Source organism: Pseudomonas sp. W5-36 (assembly GCF_046540455.1).
Classification (GTDB): Bacteria; Pseudomonadota; Gammaproteobacteria; order Pseudomonadales; family Pseudomonadaceae; genus Aquipseudomonas; species Aquipseudomonas graminis_B.
In genome coordinates, this window is record NZ_JAXCIQ010000001.1 from 345,249 (window position 1) to 362,700 (window position 17,452).

General features: G+C 58.3%; 20 protein-coding genes, 1 tRNA gene and 1 pseudogene. 20 read left to right on the top strand and 2 right to left on the bottom strand.

Annotated features, from left to right (window positions below; translation table 11 throughout):
* Window positions 1-222 precede the first annotated feature (222 nt).
* Both SLW74_RS01520 and SLW74_RS01525 read left to right on the top strand, forming a co-directional pair.
* Window positions 223-648 carry an HIT domain-containing protein gene (locus SLW74_RS01520; protein WP_065989749.1) on the top strand — a complete coding sequence of 142 codons (426 nt, stop codon included), beginning with the start codon at window positions 223-225 and terminating at the stop codon, window positions 646-648.
* 2 nt (window positions 649-650) lie between these two features.
* Window positions 651-857 (top strand): SlyX family protein, encoded by a 207-nt coding sequence (locus tag SLW74_RS01525; protein ID WP_065989748.1) that lies wholly within the window; start codon window positions 651-653, stop codon window positions 855-857.
* 76 nt (window positions 858-933) lie between these two features.
* Here SLW74_RS01525 and SLW74_RS01530 read toward each other — a convergent pair whose 3' ends face one another.
* Window positions 934-1,155: a cold shock domain-containing protein gene (locus SLW74_RS01530; protein ID WP_004667445.1), complete on the bottom strand. Its 222-nt coding sequence runs from the start codon at window positions 1,153-1,155 to the stop codon at window positions 934-936.
* A 108-nt stretch (window positions 1,156-1,263) separates the two neighbouring features.
* Window positions 1,264-1,539: pseudogene (locus tag SLW74_RS01535) on the bottom strand (cold shock domain-containing protein membrane protein); the annotation flags it as partial.
* Between the two features lie 425 nt (window positions 1,540-1,964).
* Here SLW74_RS01535 and SLW74_RS01540 point away from each other — a divergent pair.
* From SLW74_RS01540 to SLW74_RS01625, 18 genes are all read left to right on the top strand, one after another.
* Window positions 1,965-2,438, top strand: a complete 474-nt coding sequence (locus tag SLW74_RS01540) for a Dps family protein (protein ID WP_037014103.1) — start codon at window positions 1,965-1,967, stop codon at window positions 2,436-2,438.
* Window positions 2,439-2,874: 436 nt separating this feature from the next.
* Window positions 2,875-3,222 (top strand): ribbon-helix-helix domain-containing protein, encoded by a 348-nt coding sequence (locus SLW74_RS01545; RefSeq protein ID WP_065989744.1) that lies wholly within the window; start codon window positions 2,875-2,877, stop codon window positions 3,220-3,222.
* Between the two features lie 262 nt (window positions 3,223-3,484).
* On the top strand, window positions 3,485-5,260 hold the full coding sequence (gene aspS, locus SLW74_RS01550) for an aspartate--tRNA ligase (protein ID WP_410927910.1): 1,776 nt from the start codon (window positions 3,485-3,487) through the stop codon (window positions 5,258-5,260).
* 150 nt (window positions 5,261-5,410) lie between these two features.
* Window positions 5,411-6,157: a YebC/PmpR family DNA-binding transcriptional regulator gene (locus SLW74_RS01555; RefSeq protein WP_065989740.1), complete on the top strand. Its 747-nt coding sequence runs from the start codon at window positions 5,411-5,413 to the stop codon at window positions 6,155-6,157.
* Between the two features lie 124 nt (window positions 6,158-6,281).
* A complete protein-coding gene (gene ruvC, locus SLW74_RS01560) occupies window positions 6,282-6,806 on the top strand; it encodes a crossover junction endodeoxyribonuclease RuvC (protein WP_065989739.1) in 525 nt (174 codons plus the stop codon).
* Window positions 6,807-6,867: 61 nt separating this feature from the next.
* A complete protein-coding gene (ruvA, locus tag SLW74_RS01565; RefSeq protein ID WP_065989737.1) occupies window positions 6,868-7,476 on the top strand; it encodes a Holliday junction branch migration protein RuvA in 609 nt (202 codons plus the stop codon).
* A complete protein-coding gene (gene ruvB, locus SLW74_RS01570; RefSeq protein ID WP_065989736.1) occupies window positions 7,477-8,532 on the top strand; it encodes a Holliday junction branch migration DNA helicase RuvB in 1,056 nt (351 codons plus the stop codon).
* Window positions 8,533-8,669: 137 nt separating this feature from the next.
* Complete coding sequence (gene ybgC, locus SLW74_RS01575; RefSeq protein ID WP_093463495.1) at window positions 8,670-9,140, top strand: tol-pal system-associated acyl-CoA thioesterase; 471 nt, start codon at window positions 8,670-8,672, stop codon at window positions 9,138-9,140.
* Window positions 9,130-9,825 (top strand): protein TolQ, encoded by a 696-nt coding sequence (gene tolQ, locus SLW74_RS01580; RefSeq protein WP_037014076.1) that lies wholly within the window; start codon window positions 9,130-9,132, stop codon window positions 9,823-9,825. The genes ybgC and tolQ overlap by 11 nt, the downstream gene beginning before the upstream one ends.
* Before the next feature lie 14 nt (window positions 9,826-9,839).
* Entirely contained in the window at window positions 9,840-10,304 is a 465-nt protein-coding gene (gene tolR / locus SLW74_RS01585) for a protein TolR (RefSeq protein ID WP_037014073.1), read from the top strand.
* Complete coding sequence (gene tolA, locus SLW74_RS01590; protein ID WP_065989723.1) at window positions 10,304-11,395, top strand: cell envelope integrity protein TolA; 1,092 nt, start codon at window positions 10,304-10,306, stop codon at window positions 11,393-11,395. Before tolR ends, tolA begins: the two co-directional genes overlap by 1 nt.
* Before the next feature lie 17 nt (window positions 11,396-11,412).
* Complete coding sequence (gene tolB / locus SLW74_RS01595; protein WP_175514218.1) at window positions 11,413-12,693, top strand: Tol-Pal system beta propeller repeat protein TolB; 1,281 nt, start codon at window positions 11,413-11,415, stop codon at window positions 12,691-12,693.
* A 53-nt stretch (window positions 12,694-12,746) separates the two neighbouring features.
* On the top strand, window positions 12,747-13,250 hold the full coding sequence (pal, locus tag SLW74_RS01600; RefSeq protein WP_065989719.1) for a peptidoglycan-associated lipoprotein Pal: 504 nt from the start codon (window positions 12,747-12,749) through the stop codon (window positions 13,248-13,250).
* A gap of 6 nt (window positions 13,251-13,256) precedes the next feature.
* A complete protein-coding gene (gene ybgF, locus SLW74_RS01605) occupies window positions 13,257-14,075 on the top strand; it encodes a tol-pal system protein YbgF (RefSeq protein WP_065989717.1) in 819 nt (272 codons plus the stop codon).
* Window positions 14,076-14,254: 179 nt separating this feature from the next.
* On the top strand, window positions 14,255-14,902 hold the full coding sequence (gene queE, locus SLW74_RS01610; protein ID WP_410927911.1) for a 7-carboxy-7-deazaguanine synthase QueE: 648 nt from the start codon (window positions 14,255-14,257) through the stop codon (window positions 14,900-14,902).
* A 15-nt stretch (window positions 14,903-14,917) separates the two neighbouring features.
* Window positions 14,918-15,592: a 7-cyano-7-deazaguanine synthase QueC gene (queC, locus tag SLW74_RS01615; protein WP_410927912.1), complete on the top strand. Its 675-nt coding sequence runs from the start codon at window positions 14,918-14,920 to the stop codon at window positions 15,590-15,592.
* 63 nt (window positions 15,593-15,655) lie between these two features.
* A tRNA-Lys gene (locus tag SLW74_RS01620) sits at window positions 15,656-15,731 on the top strand.
* Window positions 15,732-16,389: 658 nt separating this feature from the next.
* Window positions 16,390-17,301 (top strand): DMT family transporter, encoded by a 912-nt coding sequence (locus SLW74_RS01625; protein WP_410927913.1) that lies wholly within the window; start codon window positions 16,390-16,392, stop codon window positions 17,299-17,301.
* Window positions 17,302-17,452: the final 151 nt, after the last annotated feature.

Consider the following 17,452-nt stretch of genomic DNA (forward strand, 5'->3'; position numbering starts at 1 on the left):
CCTTGATCTGCTTCATGAGCGTGCGCTGCGGTTTTTTATGCGCGCTTCTGGTGCGAGGCGGGCGCGTACTGCTCGCCGGTCAACACCAAATCCGCAAAATGCCTTGAACCGCCGTGCCAGATGAATCACGCGGAATTCACGAGTATCCTTCCCTATCCCAAGGCCTCCATCGGGGCCAGTGACTTGGCTCATTAAATCTAATCGGCGATCAGGAGTATCAACGTGTTTGTTCTGGATCCGCGCTTGCTGCAAGACACACTGCCGATTGGCGATTTCCCGCTGTGCACGCTGCTGCTGTCCAATGATTCCAATTACCCATGGTTCATCCTGGTGCCAAAGCGTCCGGACATCAGTGAAGTGTTTCAGCTTTCAGAGACGGAGCAGGCCCAGTTGTGGAGGGAAACCACCTACCTCTCGGCCGTACTTGATCGTACTTTCAAGGCCGACAAAATGAACGTTGCAGCCTTGGGAAATGTGGTCAATCAGCTGCATATGCACGTCATCGTTCGCCGGGTCGGCGACGCGGCCTGGCCTGCGCCGGTGTGGGGCAAGCACCCCGCCAAGCCTTACTCGGCGGAGGAGGTGGCCCGAATTACCACGCTACTGAAGTCGGAATTGACCGAAGCATTCACCTTTAAGGAGGACTGACCATGGAGCTCGAATCTCGGGTCATGGAGCTGGAAAGTCGACTGGCTTTTCAGGACGATACGATTCAGGCCCTCAACGACGTATTGGTTGCCCAGCAGCGCAGCCTTGATCGTCTGGAATTACAGATCGCCGCCCTGATCAAGCGTCAGGAGGAAATGGGCGGGCAGGGCGACGGCTTTGCTGAAGACTCGCGTCCCCCTCACTATTAAGGGAAAGGGCGCTAAGGGCAGGAATTTCAGCCAAAAAAAACCGCGCCTGTGAGCGCGGTTTCTTTTTGCGGCGACGTTAACGGCGCGGGAGCGCAGCGATGACGTCTTCCGCTTGCAGGCCTTTGTCGCGGTTCATCACCGAAAACTCGACACGCTGGCCTTCGACCAGAACGCGGTGACCTTCACCGCGGATAGCGCGAAAGTGCACGAAGATATCATCGCCCGAATCACGGGAAATGAATCCGAAGCCTTTGGAGGTGTTGAACCACTTTACCGTGCCGGTATCGCGGTTGCCCAAGTCCTGGGACTGCGCGGCGGGCGCGGGAGAGGAGCGATAAAAGCTGACAGCCAGGTGCAATGCCACGGCAATCACGACAGCGAGCAGACTGACCAGAACGGCCGGTTGGCCGGCGATGGTTTCAAGTGGAACGACCAGCGTGAGGATTTGAAGCACGACGGCCAGGACGAGCAAGCCGCTGACCAGGTTTTGCAGTTGATGACGTGGACCTTTATTCCAGTAGGGAATGACTGGCGCGAGCACCAGGTTGATGAGGCCGAAGAGCGCCAGGTACAGCGCATCCGGTTGGGACAGGTAAGAAGACAGCGCTTCACTACGCAGGCTGGGGATGAAAGACAGCAGCAGGGCAGCTGCGCCCGTTAGCAGGTGGACTATTTTCAACATTTCGATGACTCACATTAAGATGGATCACAAGGAAATAGCGGGTGACCTTCGGTACGCTTCGGGAAAAAAGGGAGGCGTGATGCACGAGTGTCGGTCCTGCCTATGCACTGCCGCCGGACGGCACTTTGGTGGCAGCGCGTCTGTATTTAACAGCAAAGCCGAGAGCTACTCAAATCAAGCGCTTAGCGCCCGTGCAGGCGGATGATTGCCGCCGTATGCCGGTTTTTTTTGATTGCGATCAAAAGCTCGTTCCAGAGCGGCCGCCATAAACAAACCGTCACGCCGATCGTTGCTATTAAATGAAGCGGGTCTGACCGCGGCCGTCGTGGCCGAACTAATCCCGACAGATGGCTGCGCAGGGTCAATGGTCTTGATAGAGTGGTCGGCAGTCGTTTGAAAAAAACCATCATAGAAGAGGGCTGAACATGGCAATCGATATCGGCATCAGCGAAGAAGACCGCAAGTCCATCGTGGACGGTCTTTCCCGCCTGCTGGCAGACACCTACGTGTTGTATCTGAAAACCCATAACTTTCACTGGAACGTGACTGGCCCGGCTTTCCGTACGCTGCACCTGATGTTTGAAGAGCAATACAACGAACTGGCGCTGGCGGTGGATCAGATCGCTGAACGTATCCGCGCACTGGGCTTCCCGGCCCCGGGTACCTATTCGACCTATGCACGTTTGTCGTCGATCAAGGAAGAAGAGGGCGTACCTGCGGCCGAGGACATGATTCGTTCGCTGGTTCAGGGGCAGGAAGCGGTCACCCGTACGGCACGGGGCATCTTCCCGTTGCTGGACAAAGTGAGCGACGAGCCAACGGCGGACTTGCTGACCCAGCGCATGCAAGTGCATGAGAAAACGGCCTGGATGCTGCGCTCGATGCTGGAAACCCAGTAATCAGACACGCAGTAAGCGACAACTGATCAACGAAACACAGGCGCGGGCAACGTAACGAGTGCCCGCTCCGCACTGCTGCTACCCGCCTCGCACGACTGTCCCCTCCTGATTCATCCTCTGTGTCAAATCCCTCCGCTCATCGCGCTCATCTGTAAAACGCATTCGCCGAGTTTGTCGAGTCGGGCTGACTGCAGTCGTCGGCTGAACGGGACGAAATAAATCGGCAAAAAATACATATCTAACACCCCGAGGGAGATAGGGTCTGGGCCGTTTGCCGCCTCTCGAAAATCACCCCTGCAGCGTGGCGATCTCCTACAGGTTCAGAGTGCTCCTTCTGCTGGTTGCGCCTTTTGGAATACGGCTTGATAGACACCTCTTTTCAACTGATTGCGAAGGTGCCGATGCCAAATCCGTAATCGCAACAAGGGGGACCTGCATGAACCTGAATACTGCCCGAGAGGGATGGGAGCCGACCCAGTGTCTGAACGCCCGGGGCGACCCTTTTATCGAAAATTTCAACATGAGCCTCGCCCAGCCGCACGCCAGATCGGTGAGGCTCAATGGGCTGGCCACGTGCCTGCGACTTGAGGAGGTGTACTGGAATATTCTGTCCGAAATGGCCCGATTCAACGATTGCTCCATCAATGCCGTGCTGTCCTACGTCGATCGCGAGGTTCACCTGCGTTACGGCGGCGTCAAGAACTTCAGCGGTCTGATCCGCGTCGTGTGCGTAGCGCACGTATTGAGTGCCGAGGGCCTGCGGTTGACGCCGTCCCCGACATGACCTGATTTCAGCGGGCCCGTTGCGGCGGGCCTGCATTCGCTGGCGGCACCGCGCCATCCACGCGCCGCGCCGACATCTTCTTGCCCGGTATCGGGCTGCGCGGCTGCACAGCGATGATTATCCCTATATAATCCCCCGCCTTACTGTGGAAGGCAGGAACTGACCGTCAGGTCGGACTGCATGCCAAAGCTTGCGCACCCTTGCACCGGCGACGGGCGAAAGCTCCATCGAATTCCGAATTACGAGAAGTGAACACACGATCATGATGCGCAGCCATTATTGCGGCCAACTGAACGAGAGCCTGGAAGGTCAGGAAATTACCCTTTGCGGATGGGTCCATCGCCGTCGCGACCACGGGGGGGTGATTTTCCTCGACATTCGCGATCGTGAAGGTCTGGCCCAAGTGGTTTTCGATCCGGATCGTGCTGACACCTTCGCCATCGCCGACCGTGTTCGCAGTGAATACGTGGTCAAGCTGACCGGTAAGGTGCGCGCGCGTCCTGCCGGCGCCGTCAACCCGAACATGGCGTCGGGCGCGATCGAAGTGCTGGGCTACGAGCTAGAAGTGCTCAACGAGTCGGAAACCCCGCCGTTCCCGCTCAATGAATACTCCGACGTCGGCGAAGAAACCCGCCTGCGTTATCGCTTCATCGACCTGCGTCGTCCGGAGATGGCTGAAAAGCTGCGTCTTCGCTCGCGTATTACCTCGAGCATCCGTGGCTTCCTGGACGGCAACGGCTTCCTGGATGTCGAGACGCCGATCCTCACCCGCGCCACGCCCGAAGGCGCCCGTGACTATCTGGTTCCAAGCCGCACCCATGCGGGCAGCTTCTTCGCCCTGCCGCAATCGCCTCAGCTGTTCAAACAACTGCTGATGGTTGCCGGTTTCGACCGTTACTACCAGATAGCCAAGTGCTTCCGCGACGAAGACCTGCGTGCCGATCGTCAGCCTGAGTTCACTCAAATCGACATCGAGACCAGCTTCCTCAACGAAGAGGAAATCATGGGCATCACCGAGACCATGATCCGCAAGCTCTTCAAGGAAGTGCTGGATGTGGAGTTCGACGACTTCCCGCACATGACCTTCGAAGAGGCCATGCGCCGCTACGGCTCCGACAAGCCGGACCTGCGCAACCCCCTGGAGCTGGTTGACGTTGCCGATCAGCTTCAGGCTGTGGACTTCAAGGTGTTCAGCGGCCCTGCGAACGATCCGAAGTGCCGTGTCACGGCGCTGCGCGTTCCCGGCGGCGCAAGCATGCCGCGCAGCAAGATCGACGAGTACACCAAATTCGTTGGCATCTACGGCGCCAAAGGTCTGGCCTACATCAAGGTCAACGAGCGCGCCAAGGGCGTCGAAGGCCTGCAGTCCCCGATCGTCAAGAACATCCCGGAAGCCAACCTCAACGTGATCCTTAATCGCGTGGGTGCAGTTGACGGCGACATCGTGTTCTTCGGCGCTGACAAGTTCAAAATCGTCAGCGAAGCACTGGGCGCCCTGCGCATCAAGCTGGGCCACGACCTGAACCTGCTCACCTGTGAGTGGGCACCGATGTGGGTCGTTGACTTCCCGATGTTCGAAGAGAACGACGACGGCAGCTTCTCCGCGCTGCACCACCCTTTCACCGCGCCCAAATGCTCCCCTGAAGAGCTCGAAGCCAACCCTGCGACGGCGCTGTCCCGCGCCTACGACATGGTGTTGAACGGCACTGAGCTGGGCGGCGGTTCGATCCGTATCCACCGCAAGGAAATGCAGCAGGCCGTGTTCCGTCTGTTGGGTATTTCCGAAGACGAACAGCAAGAGAAGTTCGGCTTCCTGCTCGATGCGCTGAAGTACGGCGCGCCGCCCCACGGTGGTCTGGCGTTCGGTCTGGATCGTCTGGTCATGCTGATGACCGGCGCTCAGTCCATTCGTGAAGTCATTGCCTTCCCGAAAACCCAGAGCGCTGCGGACGTGATGACCCAGGCGCCGGGCGTGGTTGATGCCAAGGCATTGCGTGAGCTGCACATCCGCCTGCGCGAGACGCCGAAGGCCGAGTAAGCCGTGTAGGCCTTGTAGAACATGGGGGCTCGGCGGACCGACCATTCGGTCCGCCCTGATCCCCGCCCATTCCGGGCACAGATTCGAGTGAAGCGTCTGCGTGTGAGCGATCAAGCGCGGGCGTGCGTGTTTCAAGGTTTGGAGCGTGTTATGGCTGGTCATTCCAAGTGGGCGAACATCAAGCACCGCAAAGAGCGTCAGGATGCCAAGAAAGGCAAGATCTTCACCAAGTGGATCCGCGAACTGACCGTCGCTGCCCGTCAGGGCGGTGGTGATCCGGCGTCGAACCCGCGTTTGCGTCTGGCGCAGGACAAGGCCCTCGGCGCGAACATGAGCCGCGACATCATCGACCGCGCCATCGCTCGTGGCGCCGGTGCGGCCGATGCCGATGACATGGTCGAACTGGGCTACGAAGGTTACGGCCCCGGCGGCGTCGCGGTCATGGTCGAAACCATGACCGATAACCGCAACCGGACCGCGGCTGCCGTACGCCATGCGTTCAGCAAATGCGGTGGCAACCTGGGGACTGACGGTTCGGTGTCCTATCTGTTCGAGCGCAAGGGGCAGATATCCTTTGCACCGGGCGTTGATGAAGACGCGCTGATCGAAGCTGCCATGGAAGCGGACGCTGACGACGTGGTGACCCACGAAGACGGCTCCATTGACGTGTTCACCTCGTTCTCCAGTTTCTACGCTGTGCGCAATGCGCTGGAAGCCGCTGGTTTCACGCCCGCCGATGCGGAAATCGTGATGCAGCCGACCACCAGTGCGGTGCTCGATCTGGACATGGCGGAGAAGGTCCTCAAGCTGATCGATATGCTGGAAGACCTGGACGACGTGCAGAACGTCTATTCCAATGCAGAAATCCCGGACGAGGTGCTGGAGCAGCTAGGCTGATCCTTTGCCCGCTCGGACTTGAGGCCGGAGCGCACGAAGCGTTGATGATCAACGCTATCGGCCTCCGGCTTCTGCCTTTATGCTGCGTCCAATTGTTCGCGTTACCTCTCAAGCTGCAGGCGTTATGACTCTTATTTTAGGTATCGACCCCGGTTCACGAATTACCGGGTTTGGCGTGGTGCGTGATACCGGGCGTGGCTGCGAGTACGTGGCCTCGGGTTGCATTCGTACGGGCACAGGCTTGCTTCATGAACGGCTGCAGATTGTGTACCGCGGCGTGCGCGAGGTCATTCAGACGTACGGCCCGGTGACCATGGGCATCGAAAAGGTGTTTATGGCGCGTAACCCCGACTCGGCCTTGAAGCTGGGTCAGGCCCGCGGTGCCGCTATTGTTGCGGGCGCCGAAGAGGGGCTGGAGATCGCCGAGTACACTGCGACCCAGGTCAAGCAGGCGGTTGCCGGAACAGGCGGTGCCAACAAGGATCAGGTGATGATGATGGTGATGCATCTGCTCAAGCTGACCACCAAGCCTCAGGTGGATGCTTCGGATGCACTGGCAATTGCCATGTGTCACGCGCATACCCGATCCAGCCTCATCCCTCACGGCCTCAATACCGCGCGCAGTCGTGGCGGTCGTCTGCGGCTCTGATGGCATTATTTGCGTTAGCACGGCCCGTCGCAGCGACGGGCATCTGGAAAGGATTTGATTCGTGATTGGACGTCTACGCGGTACGTTGGTCGAGAAGCAGCCGCCGCATCTGGTACTGGATGTCAACGGCGTGGGTTATGAAGTCGAAGTGCCCATGACCACGCTTTATCGCCTGCCTCATCTGGGCGAAACCGTGACGCTGCACATCCATCTGGTGGTCCGCGAGGACGCGCACCTGTTGTTCGGGTTCTACGAGAAGCGTGACCGCGAGATGTTCCGCGAGCTGATTCGTCTGAACGGGGTCGGACCAAAGCTGGCGCTGGCCCTCATGTCGACGCTGGAAGTGGATGAGTTGGTGCGCTGTGTCCAGGCGCAGGACACTTCCGCGCTGACCCGCGTCCCGGGCGTTGGCAAGAAGACCGCCGAGCGTCTGTTGGTTGAACTGAAGGATCGCTTCAAGGCGTGGGATTCGCTGCCGGGCACCTTCGCCCTGGTATCGGACGGACCAGGCGCGCCGATGGCAGTGGCGACGGCGGAGTCGGATGCAGTCAGCGCCTTGATTTCCCTGGGCTACAAACCCCAGGAAGCGAGCAAGGCAGTGACCGCGATCAAGGACAAGAATCTCAGCAGCGAAGACCTCATTCGCCGCGCATTGAAGGGGATGCTGTAAGTGATAGATGCCGACCGTCTGATCGCCGCCACCGGGCGTGACCGTGACGAGCAACTGGACCGTGCCATCCGGCCGCTGAGCCTGGCCGACTACATTGGTCAGCCCACCGTGCGTGAGCAGATGGAGCTGTTCATCCAGGCGGCGCGCGGGCGCAGTGAAGCGCTGGACCACACGCTGATCTTCGGTCCGCCGGGCCTGGGTAAAACCACGCTGGCACACATCATCGCTCAGGAAATGGGCGTTTCGATCAAGAGCACTTCGGGGCCCGTGCTCGAGCGGCCGGGTGATCTTGCGGCGATTCTCACCAATCTTGAGCCGCACGACGTGCTGTTCATCGACGAAATCCACCGTCTGTCTCCCATTGTCGAGGAAGTGCTTTACCCGGCAATGGAAGATTTCCAGCTGGACATTATGATCGGTGAGGGCCCTGCGGCGCGCTCCATCAAGCTCGACCTGCCGCCGTTCACGCTGGTGGGGGCGACCACCCGTGCGGGCATGCTGACCAATCCGCTGCGTGACCGCTTCGGTATCGTGCAGCGTCTTGAGTTCTATAGCACCGCGGATCTGGCCACAATCGTGTCGCGCTCGGCGAAAATTCTCGGGCTGTACATTGAGGACGAAGGCGCATTCGAGATTGCCCGCCGTGCACGGGGCACGCCACGGATCGCCAACCGGCTGCTGCGTCGGGTACGGGATTTCGCCGAGGTGCGCGCCAAGGGCGAGATCACCAAGGCGATTGCGGACCTCGCGCTGAACCTGCTGGACGTCGACGAACGCGGTTTCGATCATCAGGACCGGCGCTTGCTGCTGACGATGATCGAGAAGTTCGATGGCGGGCCGGTCGGGGTGGACAATCTTGCGGCGGCGATCAGCGAAGAACGACACACAATTGAAGACGTGCTGGAGCCCTATTTGATTCAGCAAGGCTATATGATGCGCACACCTCGCGGCCGCATGGTCACGCGGCATGCGTACCTGCACTTCGGTCTGAACATTCCCTCGCGGATGGGTGACCGGGCGGTGATGGATGAACCGGTCGAAGACCCTGACGAATAAATGCACAATTGACCGATTTATTCGGGTGATTGAGGGTCTGAAGGGCAGTCACCGTTAAGTGATGTGACGCGGGCAGTAAAAACGATGAAAAACAGTTGCCTGGCCGGATTGGCAACCTGAGGAGTAAGCACTAGAGTATGCGCGCGCAAAACGGGGCTCAGTCGTTCGCACATCGTTGTCGCGTTTATTACGAGGACACCGATGCCGGCGGCATCGTTTACTACGTCAATTACCTGAAATTCATGGAGCGGGCTCGAACCGAGCGACTGCGGGAACTGGGCTTTGCCCAATCCGCAATGGCGGGTGTCGAGAACCTGTTGTTCGTCGTGCATTCAAGCGAGGCTCGATACCACAAGCCCGCGCGGCTGGACGACGAACTGCTGATCAGCGCCGAAGTAATCGAATTGAACCGCGCCAGCCTGCGCTTTCAGCAACAGGTCAGGCGGGCTGCGGATGATGTACTGCTCTGCGAAGGGCAGTTTTTGGTGGCGTGTGTGCGCGCCGACAGTTTGAAACCCCGGGCCATTCCCGAAGCTCTGCGCACGGCCTTTGCCGGGCAGGGCGGCGCGGGTACACATTCAGAGCAGGAGATACAGCGTGGAAGCTAACGTCGTCGACCATTCCTCCATGTGGAGTTTGGTCAGCAATGCCAGCGTGGTTGTGCAGTTGGTGATGCTGATCCTGGTGGCCGCCTCGGTCACCTCGTGGATCATGATTTTTCAGCGCAGCGCCATGCTGCGCGCCGGTCGTCGCGCATTGGACAGCTTCGAGGAGCGCTTCTGGTCAGGTATCGATCTGTCCAAGCTCTACCGTCAGGCCGGCAGCAATCCGGACCCGGACTCCGGCGTAGAGCAGATCTTCCGCGCGGGCTTCAAGGAATTCTCCCGTCTGCGTCAGCAGGCTGGCGTCGATCCGGATGCCGTCATGGAAGGTGTTGCACGTGCCATGCGCGTCGCGATCTCCCGTGAAGAAGAGAAACTCGAGCAGAGCCTGCCCTTCCTGGCAACCGTGGGTTCCACCAGCCCGTACATCGGTCTGTTCGGTACCGTCTGGGGCATCATGAACTCCTTCCGCGGCCTCGCCACTGCGCAACAAGCCACTCTGGCCACGGTTGCACCGGGTATCGCCGAAGCGCTGATCGCCACTGCCATCGGCCTGTTCGCCGCGATTCCTGCGGTCATCGCTTACAACCGTTTCGCCGCTCGTGGCGAGAACCTGATCGGTCGTTACTACACATTCGCCGATGAGTTCCAGGCGATCCTGCACCGTAAAGTGCACACCAGCGAAGAATAAGCAGGTATTTCCCAATGGCTTTAATCGCTCGCGGCCGACGCAACAAGCGCAAGCCGGTCGCCGAAATGAACGTGGTGCCGTACATCGACGTGATGCTGGTGCTGCTGGTTATCTTCATGGTGACGGCTCCGATGATAAACCAGGGCGTGAAAGTTGATCTGCCCAAGGTCTCCAGCGAGGCTTTGCCGCAGGACAACAACAATCAGGTTCTGACGATCTCGATCAAGGCTGACAAGACCTATTACTGGAACCTTGGCAGCGAAGTCGACACCGACAAGCAAATGGACAAGGCAATGACCTTGCCCCAACTGACCAGCGCCGTGACCAAAATCATTGCAGCCGGCCGTGACGCGGGCAAGCAGACCCAAGTGTTCATCCGTGGCGACAAGACGGTCGACTACGGCGCTGTCATGGGCACGATGGGCGGGTTGCAGAAGGCCGGGGTCGGGAACGTTGGTTTGATTACCGAGGCCCCCTGATGCAGCCGATTCGAGAGCCGTCCGCCTCGGAAAGCTACTTCTGGCCGTCCGTCTGGGCGGTAGGACTGCACGTCCTGATTTTTGGTTTGTTGTTCGTCAGCTTCGCAATGACGCCCGAGCTTCCTGAAGCCAGGCCGATTGTTCAGGCCACGCTCTATCAGTTGAAATCAAAAAGTCAGGCAACCACCCAGACCAACCAGAAGCTTGCCGGTGAGGCGAAGAAGTCCGCTGCGCGACAAACCGAAGTCGAGCAGATGGAGCAGAAAAAAGTTGAGCAGGAGGCGGTGAAGGCGGCGGAACAAAAGAAAGCCGATGCCGCTCAAAAAGCCGAAGAACAAAAGGCCGAGGAAGCGAAAAAAGCTGACGACGCCAAGAAAGCCGATGACGCCAAGAAAGCTGCGGACGACGCCAAGAAGGCCGAAGCCAAAAAAGCGGATGACGCGAAGAAAACCGCTGAAGAGAAACAATTGGCTGATATAGCCAAGAAGAAAGCCGAAGACGACGCGAAGAAGAAAGCCGAGGAAGACGCCAAGCGCGCGGCTGCCGAGGAAGCCAAGAAACAGGCTGCCGAGGACGCGAAGAAGCAGGCTGCAGACGACGCCAAGAAAAAGGCTGCCGAAGACGCGAAGAAAAAAGCGGCTGAGGACGCCAAGAAGAAGGCTGCGGAAGACGCCAAGAAGAAAGCCCAGGACGCTGCCCGCAAATCAGCGGAAGACAAGAAGGCGCAAGCACTGGCCGACCTGCTTTCCGACAAGCCGGAACGCCAACAGGCGCTGGCCGATGAGCGTGGCGACGAAGTGGCTGGCAGCTTCGATGACTTGATTCGCTCTCGGGCGGCTGAAGGTTGGGCACGTCCCCCTTCCGCGCGCAAGGGCATGACAGTCGTGCTGCAGATCAACATGTTGCCGGACGGCACCGTGACTTCGGTCAACGTGAGCAAGTCCAGCGGCGATGGTCCTTTCGACAGTTCAGCAGTAGCGGCGGTCAAGAACATTGGTCGTTTGACAGAGATGCAGGGAATGAAGCCTTCGGACTTCGCACCTTACCGTTCATTCAAGATGACATTCACACCTGAGGACCTAGCCTTGTGATTAACCTTCTTCGAGGAATGCTTGTCGTTCTGTGTTGCGCAGCGGGTTTCGCCGCTGCCGACGAAAAGAACATTCTGGTAACAAGCGGCAGTGACCGCGCCACGCCAATCGCGGTGGTGCCGTTCGGCTTGCAGGGCGGCAGTGTGCTGCCGGAAGACATGGCCAAGATCATTGGCAACGACCTTCAGAACTCGGGCTACTACTCGCCGATTCCAAAGGAAAATATGATCAGCCAGCCAAGCCAGGCCAGCGAAGTCATCTTCCGTGACTGGAAGGCGCTGGGTGCCCAGTACGTCATGGTCGGCAGCATTGTTCCTTCGGGCGGTCGCTTGCAGGTCCAATACGCGCTGTTCAATGTGGCCACCGAGCAGCAGGTCCTGACCGGCAACGTTTCGGGCACCACAGACCAATTGCGTGACATGTCGCACTACATTGCCGACCAGTCATTCGAGAAGCTGACCGGCATCAAGGGTGCGTTTTCGACCCGCATGCTGTATGTGACTGCGGAACGTTTTTCGACTGACAACACGCGCTACACCCTGCAGCGTTCAGACTACGATGGCGCCCGCGCTGTCACGCTGTTGCAGTCCCGTGAGCCGATCCTGTCGCCTCGCTTTGCGCCCGACGGCAAGCGTATTGCCTATGTGTCGTTCGAACAGAAGCGCCCACGGATCTTCGTTCAGCACATCGACACCGGTCGTCGCGAGCAGATCACCAACTTCGAAGGCCTGAACGGCGCCCCTGCGTGGTCCCCGGATGGCACTAAGCTGGCCATGGTCTTGTCGAAAGATGGCAACCCGGAAATCTATGTGATGAATCTGGCGTCGCGTCAATTGTCGCGAGTGACCAACGATTCTTCCATTGATACAGAACCGTTCTTCGGTAAAGACGGCTCCACGCTTTATTTCACGTCTGACCGCGGCGGCAAGCCACAAATCTATAAAACCAATATTAATGGCGGAGGGGCAGAGCGCGTTACTTTCATCGGTAACTACAATGCCAACCCTAAGTTATCGGCGGATGAAAAGACTCTGGTGATGATCCATCGTCAAGATGGCTTCACTAACTTCAAGGTGGCAGCTCAGGATTTGCAGCGCGGTAGCGTAAAAATCCTCACAGACAGCAACCTTGATGAGTCGCCTACTGTTGCGCCTAACGGCACCATGGTAATCTACGCCACCCGCCAGCAGGGCCGGGGAGTCTTGATGCTCGTGTCCATTAATGGACGCGTAAGGCTCCCGCTTCCTACCGCTCAAGGCGAAGTCAGAGAACCTTCCTGGTCCCCTTACCTGAACTGACGCGGCGCTTTACGTTGTACTTAACACACTTGGGGTTCATTAGGAGTTTTACGATGGAAATGCTGAAGTTTGGTAAATTTGCTGCGCTGGCTCTGGCCATGGCTGTAGCTGTAGGTTGCTCGTCCAAAGGCGGCGACAATGCCGGTGCTGGCGGCGCTGCTGTTGATCCTAACGCTGGTTACGGCGCTAACTCTGGCGCTGTTGATGGCAGCCTGAGCGAAGAAGCTGCTCTGCGCGCTATCACCACTTTCTACTTCGAATACGACAGTTCCGACCTGAAGCCAGAAGCCATGCGCGCTCTGGACGTTCACGCCAAAGACCTGAAAGCCAACGGCGCTCGCGTAGTTCTGGAAGGCAACACCGACGAACGCGGTACTCGCGAATACAACTTGGCACTGGGCGAGCGTCGTGCGAAAGCCGTTCAACGCTACCTGGTTCTGCAAGGCGTTTCGCCAGCTCAGCTGGAACTCGTTTCCTACGGTGAAGAGCGTCCAGTTGCTACCGGTAACGACGAGCAATCGTGGGCTCAAAACCGTCGCGTTGAACTGCGTAAGTAATTTGACATGCGAACGTGCCGACGTGCTTTAACCGTTTTGGCTCTCACCCTTCCTCTTGCAGCGATGGGTGCGGTTCCTGTGGTCGATGACAACTCTGGCTCTGCTGGTAGCAGTTATCCGCCATCGGGTTATGGCACGTCTGGCGCCTACGCCGGGGGTGCGGCTACGGCCGCGCCTTCGGCGCAAGGTCAGCTGTTCATGCAATTGCAGCAAATGCAGGACGAAATTTCGCGCTTGCGCGGAATAGTGGAAGTCCAGCAGAACGATATCCAGCAGATGAAGCAAGAAGCGCTGGATCGTTACAAAGATCTCGATTCCCGTATCGGAGCTGGAGGCGCATCTGCCCCATCAGCTACCAACAATTCCGCATCCGACGGTGGCAGCAATGCCGGCGGAGCACCCGCGTCATCAGCCGCCCAAGCGCCTCAGGCGAGCAGCGAACCCGGTGACCCAGCGAAAGAAAAGCTTTATTACGATGCTGCTTTCGATCTGATCAAGGCGAAAGACTTCGACAAGGCCAGTCAGGCTTTTGCGGCGTTCCTGCGCAAATACCCGAACAGCCAGTACGCGGGCAATGCTCAATACTGGTTGGGCGAAGTGAATCTCGCCAAGGGCGACCTTCAAGGTGCCGGTCAGGCCTTCGCAAAGGTCAGTCAGCTTTACCCAAAGCACGCCAAAGTGCCTGATTCCCTGTACAAGCTGGCGGACGTTGAACGTCGACTGGGTCACACTGACAAAGTGAAGGGTATTCTTCAGCAAGTGGTTGCTCAGTATCCGGGCACTTCAGCCGCCCAGTTGGCTCAGCGAGACCTGCAGCGTCTCTGATTGCTACTCAATCTGACCGCTGATTCAAGAAAGCCGCGCATTGCGCGGCTTTCTTCGTTAGAATTCCGCCCCCGAAATTCCGGTATTGATTACGCTTCTGTGGATTCTGCGTGCGCAGGGTTTACAGAAGTGCCTGACGGAGGCGGATGGCCTGTTTAGCCGTTACGCCCGTGGCCCCTATGCAAGACACATTACGCATCACCGAAGTTTTCTACTCTCTGCAGGGTGAAACGCGCACGGCAGGCTTGCCTACCGTTTTCGTGCGACTCACCGGCTGCCCTTTGCGTTGCGGTTACTGCGACAGCGAATATGCCTTCACGGGCGGAACGATCCAGACCCTCGACTCATTGATGGAGCAGGTTGCCAGCTACCGCCCGCGCTACGTCTGCGTCACAGGCGGCGAGCCCCTTGCTCAGCCGAACGCTATTCCTTTGCTTCAGCGGCTGTGTGACGCGGGCTACGAGGTTTCTCTGGAAACCAGCGGCGCGCTGGACATCTCGAAAGTCGATCCCCGCGTGAGCCGCGTCGTCGACTTGAAGACCCCTGGTTCAAAAGAAGTGACACGCAACCGATACGAAAATATTGACCTGCTCACGCCCAACGACCAGATCAAATTCGTGATTTGTTCGCGGGAAGATTACGACTGGGCCGTCTCGAAGATCATTCAGTACGGTCTGGACCGTCGCGCCGGCGAAGTGCTGTTTTCCCCTGTCCATCGCGATCTGAACGTCAGAGACCTGGCCGACTGGATCGTTGCCGACAACCTCCCGGTGCGCCTGCAATTGCAGTTGCATAAAATCCTCTGGAACGACGAACCGGGGCGCTGAATGAGTGAGCAATCGATGACTGAGAAAAGAGCGGTAATCCTGCTGTCCGGCGGCCTGGATTCGGCCACCGTGGTGGCAATGGCCAAGGCCGATGGCTTCAGCTGCTACACCATGAGCTTCGACTACGGCCAGCGGCATCGCGCCGAGTTGCAGGCGGCGGAGCGGGTAGCGGCGGATATGGGCGTCGTTGAGCACAAGGTCATCGGCCTTAACCTCAACGGCATTGGCGGGTCTGCGCTGACTGACAGCAGCATCGCGGTGCCGGAGACGCCGGGCGAAGGCATACCGGTGACATACGTGCCGGCGCGCAATACCGTTTTCCTCTCTCTCGCGTTGGGCTGGGCCGAAGTGCTCGGCGCACGGGATATCTTCATCGGGGTCAACGCCGTGGATTACTCCGGCTACCCAGATTGCCGTCCGGAGTTCGTCGAGTCGTTCGAGCGCATGGCCAATCTCGCCACCAAGGCTGGCGTGGAAGGGCAGGGCTTCAGGATACAGGCGCCGCTGCAGATGCTGAGCAAGGCCGATATCGTCAAAACCGGTACGCGTCTGGGTTTGGATTACGGGTTGACGGTTTCCTGCTATCAAGCCGACGAGCAGGGGCGTGCGTGCGGAAAATGCGACAGCTGCCGCTTGCGTGCTGAGGGCTTCGCGGCGGCGGGTGTGACGGACCCGACGCGTTATTTTTAAATTATTTTCGCTTGGGTATTGAATTACTGTGAAATATCAGTAATATACGCGCCACAACGAAGCGGGTCGTTAGCTCAGTTGGTAGAGCAGTTGGCTTTTAACCAATTGGTCGTAGGTTCGAATCCCACACGACCCACCATTTCGAAAATCTGGAAGGCCCATGAAAATGCGGATTTCCAGATTTTTTTTTGCCTGTCTGAAAAGCAGTAGGGCGTGAGTAAAGCTGCGAACTGAGGCGATGCAACTGGGAACTGGGCACGACTATTCCCTCAGTTTCGCTTTGTGCCAGGCGACTGCAGCTTGTTGAAGCTGTCCACCTCCTTTCGCCCTGCGCATCCAATCACCTGATGCGCGCCGCATCTGACTGGCCGTCTACCGAAGCGCGATGTGATGCTTTTGTGGGTCACCCCTTCCAGCGACATCCGGATAGCTCAGGTGGCCTCGCTGGAAGTCGCAGACGTGCGGTATCCCAGCGGAGCCATCAAGCCTGAGGTGTAGTCGCGCGCAGACTTCACCACGGGCCGTCGCCCGCGCATTGTCTACCTGACCCCACCTACGATCCCTTCCTGCCTTGCTCCAACGATCGACCCAGTGAGAATTCGGCACGCCTTCGCGGTTGCGCTCTCATGGTGACATCAGTAATGATTGTTGGATCCATATCTGCGCAAGAATTGTAGCTGCCCCATCAGCCTGCTTACACGGCGGGCTTTGGCAGCATCTTCACATCCTCGAATTTCGCCCCGTCGATACGGGCCAACATCTTCTCGGACGACAAACCAGTACAGGGACCGACATCAATGCAATCTAATTTCAGCAAAGGCGTTATTTTCGCGCTCTCCGCTGCCGCACTGAACGCAACCATTGGGGTGCTCAGCAAGGTGCTCATGAGCAATGGCTTCACTTCCAGCAGCGTTGCCGTCATCAAAACGATAGTGGGGTGCATCCTGCTCTCGATCGTGCTGCTTTTTCTCAAGCGTCCGACCTCAGCCGCCAAATGGAGTCAGGCAGCGATCTGCGCGTTCCTTGGTATTTTCGTGCTGTTCCATTTCGAGACTTCCGCCTACCGGCATTACGCCGCCGCGGGTGTCGTCGTCGTACTCATGGCCAGTGCCTCAATTTCGTCGATCATTCTGGGGCGCCTGTTCCTGAAGGATGCCATCACTGCAAACGCAACCGTGGGTGCCGCACTTGCCATCTCAGGGATTGCAGTGATATTCGGCGCTGATTTGCAGCAGGGTTTCACGCTGGAAGGCGCAGCGCTGGCCTCCGTCGCAGGCTGTGGCTACGGAGCGTTTTCAGTTGCGATGAAAAAAATGGGTGTTTCAGGAGGCTTGCATTTCACTCGTCAACTGCTCTTCTTCGGCAGCCTGTACCTGCTGATGCCTGCCGCTGCCGATGGCTTCGTGATAGGCGAGCTGTCATCCATGGCGATTGCCGCACTGCTGGCGCTGGCCGCGCTGCCGACCATCCTCGGCTTTTTCTGCACGACCAAGGCCATCGAATACCTCAAGCCATCCCAGGTGCAAGCGCTTGAACTGACCGAACCGCTCTTCGCGGCACTGCTGGCATTTGTCGCCCTCAATGAAGTACCGCGCGAAAGCCTTTATCTGGGAGCGGCCCTGATCATCGCTGGTTTGTGTTTCTCCAACGAACTGATACGCCTGGGTCACAAAGCGCCGGCCCAGGCGGAGCGGGTCAGTCGCATTTAATGGGGATTCATTAGGGGCTGCATTGCCGAATGCCTTGGGCTAAGCACGTTATGTCACGGGGGCTTGGAGCGAGTCTTACGGCCGTTTGTCTCTAACAATGGGTCGTAGGTTCGAATCCCACACGACTCACCATTTGAAAATCTGGAAGGCC